Source organism: Chitinimonas sp., from assembly GCF_036568685.1.
Taxonomy (GTDB): Bacteria; Pseudomonadota; Gammaproteobacteria; order Burkholderiales; family Chitinimonadaceae; genus Chitinimonas.
The window spans coordinates 1-8788 of record NZ_DATCSC010000156.1; the positions used below are offsets into that span (position 1 = coordinate 1).

Consider the following 8788-nt stretch of genomic DNA (forward strand, 5'->3'; position numbering starts at 1 on the left):
AGGATGAGTCCCGGCGTGGGATCTACGGAGCGAACTGACTGTTCAAGGGCGCAAACGGCGTCCGGGACTCGATGACGGAGCGCTACTCCGTCAGGTGTGACAATACAAGGGCGCAATCCCCGAAGGGTATTGCGCCGTATCGCTGCTTGAACATTCGCTGTCATTTGGGAGCGCGCGGCCTTTGTGGGGCGGGTCTGCAGCCCCGCGCGGACCGCCTTCGTAGAAGGCGTATTCACCCCCAAATCTCGCGCGTAGAACGCGCCTCCAGCCCATCTGGAATACACGCCCAAATTGGTAAAACTGCACAGAACTTTCGTCAGGAACCGTTCAGGCAGCCGCGCTTAATGTGCGTTCCAAGGACGGCCGCTGCAGGGTGCAACGGACGGTCCGGAAAGAAACCTCCACCAAGGATGAACACCATGAACAAGCTGTTTGCTGCCCTGATCGCCACCTCCTTCGCTGCTGCGTCGTTCGGCGCCCTGGCAGCCGACGCCCCGGCCGCTGCACCGGCAGCGAAGCCCGCTGCCACCGCCGAGGTCAAGACGGTTGAAGCCGCCAAGCCGGCCGCAGAAACCAAGGCCGGCACCGACAAGGCCGCCAAGCCGCACAAGAAGGTCGCTCACAAGGCTGCCGCCAAGGCCGAAGGCAAGGCGGAAGTGAAGACCGAAGGCAAGACCGAAACCAAGCCCACCGAGGCCCCCAAGACCGAGAAGATGTCCTGAACCGTATTCAAACCGTCGCTACCGAACTGAATAGACACAAGGAACCCACACCATGAACAAGCTCATCGCAACCCTGATCGCCTCTTCCTTTGCCGCTGTGTCCTTCGGCGCCCTGGCCGCCGATGCGCCGGCAACCGCTCCGGCCGCAAAGCCTGCCGCTACCGCCGAGGTGGCCAAGCCGGCCACTGAAGCCAAGGCCACGGTCGAGAAGCAGCACAAGAAGATCGTCAAGAAAGCCGAAACCAAGACGGAAGCCAAGACCGAGCTGAAGGCTGCGGCCAAGACGGAAACCAAGACTGAAACCACCCCGGCCGCCAAAACCGAGACCAAGGTCGACGCCAAGGCCGCCGTGAAGCCGACCGAAGCCCCCAAGGTCGAGAAGAAGTCCTAAGCCCTACCGAACAAGCACCCACGCTCAATTGAATCGCTAAGGAACCCATACCATGAACAAGCTCATCGCCACCCTGATCGCTTCCTCCTTCGCCGCCGTGTCCTTCGGTGCCCTGGCTGCGGAAGCACCCGCTGCCGCACCGGCCGCAAAGCCCGCCGCGACTGCGGAAGTGAAGGCCACCGAAGCCGCCAAGCCCACAACCGAGGTCAAGGCCGCCGCCGAGAAACAGCACAAGAAGATCGTCAAGAAGGCCGAGGCCAAAACCGAGGTGAAGGCAGAGGCCAAGACCGAAGTCACTCCGGCCGTGAAGGCAGAGACCAAGGTCGACGCCAAGGCTGCAGTGAAGCCTGCCGAAGCCCCCAAGACCGAGAAGAAGTCCTGATCGCGTATTGCACCACCTCATCTGCCTCGGCTGATCTGAACCGAACTGAATATAGGAACTGACACCATGAACAAGCTTATCGCCACCCTGATCGCCTCTTCCTTTGCCGCTGCTTCTTTCGGTGCCCTGGCCGCCGACGCCCCGGCTGCCGCACCGGCCGCAAAGCCCGCCGCGAGCGCTGAAGTAAAGGCGACTGCGGAAGCCAAGCCCGCAGCAGAGGCCAAGGCCACCACCAAGCAACACAAGAAGGCCGCCCACAAGGCCGAGGCCAAGGTCGAAGGCAAGACCGAGGTGAAGGCTGAAACCAAGGCCGAAACCAAGCCGGTTGAGCCCGCCAAGACCGAGAAGAAATAACAAGCAGCAACGCAGTCTCCCTGCGTACCAAAGGAACACCGGCCCCTGGGTCGGTGTCCTCATTTTTATATCCGCCCCCTGTACCTATCCTCGCTAAATGGCGGTGCTACACTGCCAGTCCACCCCAAAGACCATAAAAGCGCTCCCCCGCTACGGACCACCTTTCCCTGGCGCAGGCTGGCTGCGCCCCAAGCGAGGATTCCCCGTGTTCAGCTGGTTCGAGCGTCGCGTCGACGTCTACCCCGATACCCCACCGCAACAACCGCCCAAGGGCTTCTTCCCCTTCCTGTGGGCCGGTACCCAGGGCATGCGCGGCCTGATTGCCGCCGTCATCCTGCTTACCGCCGGCATCGGCGCCTTCGAGGCCCTGCTCTTTAGCATGCTGGGCTCGGTGGTGGATTGGCTCAGCCATGTCGCACCCGACAAACTCTGGGCCGAGCAAAAAGGCCAGCTGCTGCTGCTCGGCGGCATCCTGATCGCCAGCCCACTGCTCATCGCCCTGCAGGCCATGTGCAAGTACCAGGGGCTGTCCGGCAACTTCCCCATGCGGCTGCGCTGGACCTTCCACCGCCATATGCTGGGCCAGAGCATGAGCTTCTACGGCGATGAATTCGCCGGCCGGGTCGCCACCAAGGTCATGCAGACCGCCCTGGCAGTGCGCGATACGGTCATGATCGTCGCCGACATCATGGTCTTTATCGTCATCTACTTCGTCACCATGGTGGCCGTGGTCGGCACCTTCGACCGCTGGCTGTTGCTGCCCTTCCTCGCCTGGCTGGCCTTCTACATCCTCACCCTGCGCTTCTTCGTACCGCGCCTGGGCAAGGTCGCCAAGGAGCAGGCCGACGCCCGCAGCCTCATGACCGGCCGCATCACCGACGCCTACACCAATATCGCCACGGTGAAGCTGTTCAGCCACGGCCAGCGCGAGGCCAGCTTCGCCAAGAGTGCCATGCAGGACTTCATCCAGACCGTCTACCGGCAGATGCGCCTCGTCAGCGGCTTCGAACTGGTCAACCACAGCCTCAGCATGCTGCTCATCGGTAGTACCGCCGGCGCCACGCTCTACCTGTGGAGCCGCGGCCAGGTCGGTATCGGTGCGGTAGCCGCTGCCACCGCCATGGCCCTGCGCCTCAACGGTATCTCGCACTGGATCATGTGGGAGATGTCCAGCCTGTTCGAGCAGATCGGCACTGTGCAGGATGGCATCAACACCCTGTCGCGTCCCATCGCCGTGGTCGATGCGAGCGACGCCCAGCCGCTCACCGTGCGCCAGGGCGAGGTCCGTTTCGAAGATGTGAGTTTTGCCTATGGCGCCAAGCCGGTGGTACAGCACCTCAACCTCACCATCCGCCCGGGCGAAAAGATCGGCCTGATCGGCCGCTCCGGTGCCGGCAAGAGCACCCTGGTCAACCTGCTGCTGCGTTTCTACGACCTGCAACAGGGCCGCATCCTGGTGGATGGACAAGACATCGCCCATGTCACCCAGGACAGCCTGCGCCGGCAGATTGGCATGGTCACGCAAGACACTTCGCTCTTGCACCGCTCGGTCCGCGACAACCTGCTCTACGGCCGGCCCGACGCGAGCGAGGACGCCATGGTTGCCGCCGCCCGCCGTGCCGAGGCACACGAGTTCATCCTGGGTCTGACCGATCCCAAGGATCGCCAGGGCTACGACGCCCATGTGGGCGAACGTGGCGTCAAGCTCAGCGGCGGCCAGCGCCAGCGCGTGGCCATCGCCCGCGTCATGCTCAAGGACGCGCCCATCCTGCTGCTGGACGAAGCCACCAGCGCGCTGGATTCCGAAGTCGAAGCCGCCATCCAGGGCAGCCTCTACCGCCTGATGGAAGGCAAGACCGTGGTCGCCATTGCCCACCGCCTCTCCACCATTGCGGCGATGGATAGGCTGATCGTCATGGACCAGGGTCGCATCGTGGAAGAAGGCGACCATGCCACCCTGCTGGCCCGCGGTGGCCTCTACGCCCGCCTCTGGGCCCACCAGAGCGGCGGCTTCCTGGGGGAAGAGGCTGAGGACGCCATCCCAGCCTAATCAGCCAATAAAAAGGGCGGCATACCTTAAGGTAGCCGCCCTGTCAGCGATGGGCAGAGCCCATCCCCTTGGTTCTTCCCTGCTTCTTCCTCATTCCGTGCCACCACGCCCTCTCGCGTTAGCGAGGCCCCTCGCGGCGGCGAGGGCGGGGGGAGTGGACTCGTTAAAGCGAGGCGCGCTTGAGTATCGATTGGCGTTTAGCGCCCGGCTGTGCCGAGCGGAGCACTGAACGACGAGCACCTGACCTCGCAGGAGCGAGTCCAACCCATCCCCTTGGTTCTTCCCTGCTTCTTCCTCATTCCTCTGATGCCACGCACCGCAGTGCAGTGCGCTGAACTACGAGTCCTTACGGTGCCCCGAGCAGCTGGCGCTTCAGCGAGTTCTCGGCCGGACGATCACCCAGCCAGATCTTCAGGATGGCGTTGTAGAACGCCTGATCCGGCAGCGGCTCGCCCAGCTTCTTGCCGTTCAGGTAGACCACGGTACCGGTGTTGGGTACCCAGTCCACATTGATCATATCCTTGGGCTTGATCGAACGGTAGGCACCAAAGATCTGGCCGATGGCCAGCATCTGGTTGAAGAAGCGCGACTTCTCCTCATCGCTGCAATTGTGGTTCAAGCCGTCCAGCAGCGCCTGGCTCAGCTGGTCCGAGGTCACTTCGCGCACCATGGTCAGCGAGACGCGCTTGGGGCCGGGGGCCGCCAGTGCATCGGCCGGCGTGGTCTTCTTGTCGGTCAGGTAGAGGCCTGCCACATAGATCTTGAAAAAGGCCTTGGTCCGCAGACCGGCGCCATTGAGCTTGAGGTCCGTGTTGGCAACCTTGGCGCTGTCGTCAACCTGCACGCCCGCCACTTCCACCGCCTGGGCCGCGCCGGATAAAGCCAGCAGGCAGGCTGCGGCCAAGAAGCCGCGCTTGAACGAAATACCGATACTCATTGGGTCTCCCAGCATTGTTTTGTTGGCACTGCGGTTTAGCGGACCGCAGGCCTTGCATCGCTTCCAAACACGTCTTGCCGTCTTGGATATTGCCTCTCCGGGGCGGTCGTCCGCCCTCGAATAATTGCTCTAGGCTACCTGAGCCGACCCACTCTGTACAAGCAAGCGCTTGGGAATGTGTAGGACTACCGCGACACAGGCCATGACAAGGAGATATGCCATGGTAATCAATGGTTTGCTGATGCGGATCGCGGCGGGGGATAAGCCTCTGCAAGCCGTGTACACAAACTTCCCGGCAGGAGAGCGTTTATTGCCAGGAAGCCTCCGTAAAAGGCCAATTTCTCGCGTCAGCGAGGCTCCCTCGCGGCGGCGAGGGCGGGGGGGTGTGGATTCAATCAAGCGAGGCGCCTTCGAGTATCTGCTGCACTCAAGCGCCCGGCTGTGCCGGGCGGAGAGCAGGCGTTTCCGATTTACACCATTTGCGAGCGCTCCCCTAAAATGGCGCACAAAACCACAATCACGCCCATCATGCCCCTGCGTATCAAGCTGATCCTCGCCCTGCTGCTTACCAGCCTGCTGGCCGTCGCCCTGGTCGGCGGTGTCGCCTATCTGCGCGTCACCGGCAAGTTCGACGAACTGCGCCGGCAGCAGGCCGAGAACCACTTCCGTGGTGCTGTCGCCAGTTACCTGGCGCAGTATGGTTCCTGGCAGGCCGGCGTCGCGCAGGAGCGTTTCGACCACTATATGGAGCGGCAGCGCGGCCAGCGTCCGCCGCCAGGCCCGGACAACATGCCGCCCCCGCCGCCGCCCGAGTTCAATATGGGGCCACTCGGGGGGCCGCCCGAAGGCGGCGGGCCGCGGCATGAACCACCCTTTCGCTTTATCCTCACCGACGATCAATACCGGGTCATGCTCGGCGCCGGCCTCTACGAGCACGGCCAGGCCCTGCCGCCCGAAGCTCGCCAGCACGCCCGCCCGGTGGTGGTTGACGGGCGCGTCGCCGCCTATGTCTCGGCCGAGGGGACCTTCGGCCCCAGCCGGCAGGAGCGCGAATACCTGGCCACCATGCGCGAGGCGCTGCTGTTCGCCGGCACCATCGCCTCCCTGCTGGCCGTCCTGCTCGGCCTGTGGTTCGCCGGCCGCCTTGCCGGCGCCCTGCAAAAGCTCACCCACGCGGTCGAAGCCATGCGCCAGGGCGAACTGCGGCAGAGCGTACCGGTCAACGGCAAGGACGAGGTTGCCGCCCTGGGCCGTGCCTTCAACACCATGAGCGAGCAGTTGGCCGAGAGCCACGCCGCCCTGCAGGCCTCGCACCGGACCATCAGCGAGCAGGCTGAGCAACTGCGCGAGATGAGCATCCGAGACGCCCTTACCGGTCTCTACAACCGCCGCCATTTCGACGAACAGGCGCGCCAGCTGTTCGAGCAGTGCCAGCGCTACGAGCGCCCGCTGGCCATCGTCATCGCCGATATCGACCACTTCAAGCGCATCAACGACCAGCTCTCGCACGCCACCGGCGACGCCGTGCTGCGCCAGGTCGGTGCGCTGCTGCAAAGCCATGTCCGCCAGTCCGACTTGGTCGCCCGCTACGGTGGCGAGGAATTCGTGCTGGCCCTGCCCGAGACCACCTTGCCGCAAGCCGCCGCCCTGTGCGAAAAGCTGCGCGACTTGCTGCAGCACTTCCCCTGGAGCCAGCTCCATCCCGAGCTCAAGGTCACCATGAGCCTGGGCCTGTGCGCCGACCTGTCCAAGGGCTCGCTGGAGGCCATGCTGCAGACGGCCGATGCTCGCCTCTACGAGGCCAAGGCCCAGGGCCGCAATCGCCTGTGCTTCGCGGGGGAGTCGGCCTAGGCGCCGCTCGACGTCTCCCCGCCGGGGATCGCCTTCCTACCCGATGAAGTGCCAGGTAGAGGCCACGCCTCGGCGTCCATAGCGCAAGCGACCTGTAACGCCACCATTCGCCGGCTGACGGACGCGCATGGTAAAACCGCGTACCAGGGGCTACAAAAAAGCTATCCGCCCCGGAGGTCAGACCATGCAATTCGACGAAGTCCAAGCCGAGCATTTCAGCTCGCTGTCCCGCAATCCCTTCCCGCATGTGCTGATCGACCGCGCGCTGATCCAGCTCGGCGGCGATCATGGCGGTCCCTACCGCAACAGCGTGCTGGCGGCGGCCGGTTGGATACACAGCAACCTCACCCCCTTCAGCAAACACCCGGCCGAGGCCTGCAACGCCTTCAACCGCATCCGTGCCGTGCTGGCCGAGACCGAAGACCCCGACGCGGTCCTGGCCGCGCTCAAGAAGGGCGGTTAGCGCGACGGCAGCTGGGGCATGGCGGGTGTCGTCTCCCAGTGGTCGATCAGCCAGGCACCGTTGCGCCGTACCAGCACTAGCCGGTCCTTGAAGCGGCGTGTCTCGCCGGTTTGCATCCCCTCGGTACGCTGCGCCAGCCAGGCCTCATAGTCCGCCTGCAGCTTCATCAGGGCCGCGAGTTCCGCCTGCTTGCCATTGCGCGCCGCATCGGCCTCGATGGCAGCAAGCTGGCCGGCATCGAGCCTGGCCGGCGCACCCAGCCAGCGCACCGTATAGCTGGCCTCTGTTTCATAGTGGGCCTGGTCAAGCAGTTTGCCCGGCGCCAGCGTCACCGCTACCGTCGCAAAGCGGCCTGGTGCCCACATCGGATTGTCCTCCATCACCATGCCCGCCAACTCCGTCTCTGCCAGCCCGGGTGGCGAGCGCATGGGGCCACGGTTGCATGCCGCCAGCAGCCCGAGCAGGCCAAGCAACCATAGACCCTTCAACGGTCGGCCTATCCACCTCTTCGTTTGGCTATCCATCTCTACCTCTCTTCCTCCTTACAGCCTAAAGCAAGTTGGTCAAAACCAGCCATGCCATACCGGCTAGCCCGGCCGGTACACATATTTGCCACGCAGAGATGGCTGGCGCCTTTGCTTGAATGCGGAAGACGCCCCTGCCACGCCCCCCTGCTTTGCATTACCATCCACGGCAAGCCGATAACGGACCACGCGATGAATAAACCCAAACCCTTCTCGATGATCCGCGAGTTCCACCTCGCCGACTGGTTCACCCTGGGCAACGCCTTCTGCGGCGTCGGCGCCCTGTTCGCCGTCATGACCTATCTGCAGAGCAAGGAGATCCTGCATCTCTACTTCGCCTGCGCACTGATCCCGGTCGCCCTTGCCTTCGACATCCTCGACGGCCGCATCGCCCGCTGGCGGCAGAAGAGTTCCGCCATGGGCCGCGAGCTAGATTCCCTGGCCGACGTCATCTCCTTTGGCGTCGCCCCCGCCGTCATCGCCTACGGCTGCGGCATGCAGGGCCTGTTCGACCGCATCGTGCTGCTGTTCTTCGTCGCTGCCGGCGTCTCCCGCCTTGCCCGCTACAACGTCACCGCAGAGAAGCTCTCCGAGGGCGGCGACAAGGTGAAGTACTTCGAAGGCACCCCCATCCCCACCTCCCTGCTGCTGGTCATCATCCTCGCCATCGCCGTGCACGAAGGCGCCATCGGCAGCAATATGTGGTTTGGCACCTATTGGGTAGGCGGCTTCCGCTTCCACCCCCTGGTGCTCATGTTCGCGCTGTCGGGGTCGTTGATGATCAGTCGGATTCGGATACCGAAGCTGTGATCACGGATTGGCAGTCGGTCAGACTGTGAATGCAAAAGAAGCGCCCGGCAGAGCCGGGCGTTTTTACGTCAGTTGATGTGCGAGCGCGCTTCGCTTGATTGATTCCACTCCCCCCGCCCTCGCCGCCGCGAGGGAGCCTCGCTGACGCTCGTCAGTGACCCGAACCCGTAGATACTGTTATCCGAGTCAAGCGGCGTGCAGTGCCGGATTGAATGGCAAGCCCGACTTGAGCACGCCGAAGGCGACCTGAGCCAGCTTGCGCATCATCGCCCCAATGATCAGCTTTGGGGGCTTGCCATTGGCC

10 protein-coding genes and 1 pseudogene are annotated in these 8788 nt (G+C 63.8%); 8 read left to right on the plus strand and 3 right to left on the minus strand.

The window, feature by feature from the left end; genetic code table 11:
- The first annotated feature begins 419 nt into the window (after window positions 1-419).
- The 5 genes from VIM95_RS22885 to VIM95_RS22905 all read left to right on the plus strand — a co-directional run bounded on the left by VIM95_RS22885 (window position 420) and on the right by VIM95_RS22905 (window position 3899).
- Window positions 420-722 carry a hypothetical protein gene (locus tag VIM95_RS22885; protein ID WP_331990383.1) on the plus strand — a complete coding sequence of 101 codons (303 nt, stop codon included), beginning with the start codon at window positions 420-422 and terminating at the stop codon, window positions 720-722.
- Between the two features lie 52 nt (window positions 723-774).
- On the plus strand, window positions 775-1113 hold the full coding sequence (locus VIM95_RS22890; protein WP_331990385.1) for a hypothetical protein: 339 nt from the start codon (window positions 775-777) through the stop codon (window positions 1111-1113).
- Between the two features lie 52 nt (window positions 1114-1165).
- On the plus strand, window positions 1166-1495 hold the full coding sequence (locus tag VIM95_RS22895) for a hypothetical protein (protein WP_331990387.1): 330 nt from the start codon (window positions 1166-1168) through the stop codon (window positions 1493-1495).
- Between the two features lie 66 nt (window positions 1496-1561).
- Window positions 1562-1849, plus strand: coding sequence for a hypothetical protein (locus tag VIM95_RS22900; protein WP_331990389.1), 288 nt, complete (start codon window positions 1562-1564; stop codon window positions 1847-1849).
- A 205-nt stretch (window positions 1850-2054) separates the two neighbouring features.
- Window positions 2055-3899 (plus strand): ABC transporter ATP-binding protein, encoded by a 1845-nt coding sequence (locus VIM95_RS22905; RefSeq protein WP_331990391.1) that lies wholly within the window; start codon window positions 2055-2057, stop codon window positions 3897-3899.
- 346 nt (window positions 3900-4245) lie between these two features.
- Here the strand turns inward: VIM95_RS22905 and VIM95_RS22910 are convergent, their stop codons facing one another.
- The gene (locus VIM95_RS22910; protein ID WP_331990393.1) at window positions 4246-4836 is read right to left on the minus strand and encodes a chalcone isomerase family protein; all 591 of its coding nucleotides are present in this window, start codon (window positions 4834-4836) and stop codon (window positions 4246-4248) included.
- A gap of 528 nt (window positions 4837-5364) precedes the next feature.
- Between VIM95_RS22910 and VIM95_RS22915 the strand changes: the two genes are divergently transcribed.
- Together VIM95_RS22915 and VIM95_RS22920 are read left to right on the plus strand one after the other, a co-directional pair.
- Window positions 5365-6687 carry a diguanylate cyclase gene (locus tag VIM95_RS22915; protein WP_331990395.1) on the plus strand — a complete coding sequence of 441 codons (1323 nt, stop codon included), beginning with the start codon at window positions 5365-5367 and terminating at the stop codon, window positions 6685-6687.
- Window positions 6688-6871: 184 nt separating this feature from the next.
- Complete coding sequence (locus VIM95_RS22920) at window positions 6872-7150, plus strand: hypothetical protein (RefSeq protein WP_331990397.1); 279 nt, start codon at window positions 6872-6874, stop codon at window positions 7148-7150.
- Here the strand turns inward: VIM95_RS22920 and VIM95_RS22925 are convergent.
- The gene (locus VIM95_RS22925) at window positions 7147-7578 is read right to left on the minus strand and encodes a hypothetical protein (RefSeq protein ID WP_331990399.1); all 432 of its coding nucleotides are present in this window, start codon (window positions 7576-7578) and stop codon (window positions 7147-7149) included. The two genes, VIM95_RS22920 and VIM95_RS22925, sit on opposite strands and share 4 nt — an antisense overlap.
- Before the next feature lie 288 nt (window positions 7579-7866).
- Here VIM95_RS22925 and VIM95_RS22930 point away from each other — a divergent pair, with 288 nt between their 5' ends.
- A complete protein-coding gene (locus tag VIM95_RS22930; protein WP_331990401.1) occupies window positions 7867-8484 on the plus strand; it encodes a CDP-alcohol phosphatidyltransferase family protein in 618 nt (205 codons plus the stop codon).
- A gap of 186 nt (window positions 8485-8670) precedes the next feature.
- Here the strand turns inward: VIM95_RS22930 and VIM95_RS22935 are convergent.
- Window positions 8671-8788, minus strand: a pseudogene (locus tag VIM95_RS22935) (IS110 family transposase); the annotation flags it as partial.

Bases quoted from the DNA above. Each gene is read 5' to 3' on its own strand.
- VIM95_RS22925 (WP_331990399.1), bottom strand. From the start codon at position 7,578: ATGCGCTCGCCACCCGGGCTGGCAGAGACGGAGTTGGCGGGCATGGTG.
- VIM95_RS22900 (WP_331990389.1), top strand. From the start codon at position 1,562: ATGAACAAGCTTATCGCCACCCTGATCGCCTCTTCCTTTGCCGCTGCT.
- VIM95_RS22890 (WP_331990385.1), top strand. From the start codon at position 775: ATGAACAAGCTCATCGCAACCCTGATCGCCTCTTCCTTTGCCGCTGTG.
- VIM95_RS22930 (WP_331990401.1), top strand. From the start codon at position 7,867: ATGAATAAACCCAAACCCTTCTCGATGATCCGCGAGTTCCACCTCGCC.
- VIM95_RS22920 (WP_331990397.1), top strand. From the start codon at position 6,872: ATGCAATTCGACGAAGTCCAAGCCGAGCATTTCAGCTCGCTGTCCCGC.
- VIM95_RS22910 (WP_331990393.1), bottom strand. From the start codon at position 4,836: ATGAGTATCGGTATTTCGTTCAAGCGCGGCTTCTTGGCCGCAGCCTGC.
- VIM95_RS22895 (WP_331990387.1), top strand. From the start codon at position 1,166: ATGAACAAGCTCATCGCCACCCTGATCGCTTCCTCCTTCGCCGCCGTG.
- VIM95_RS22885 (WP_331990383.1), top strand. From the start codon at position 420: ATGAACAAGCTGTTTGCTGCCCTGATCGCCACCTCCTTCGCTGCTGCG.
- VIM95_RS22915 (WP_331990395.1), top strand. From the start codon at position 5,365: ATGCCCCTGCGTATCAAGCTGATCCTCGCCCTGCTGCTTACCAGCCTG.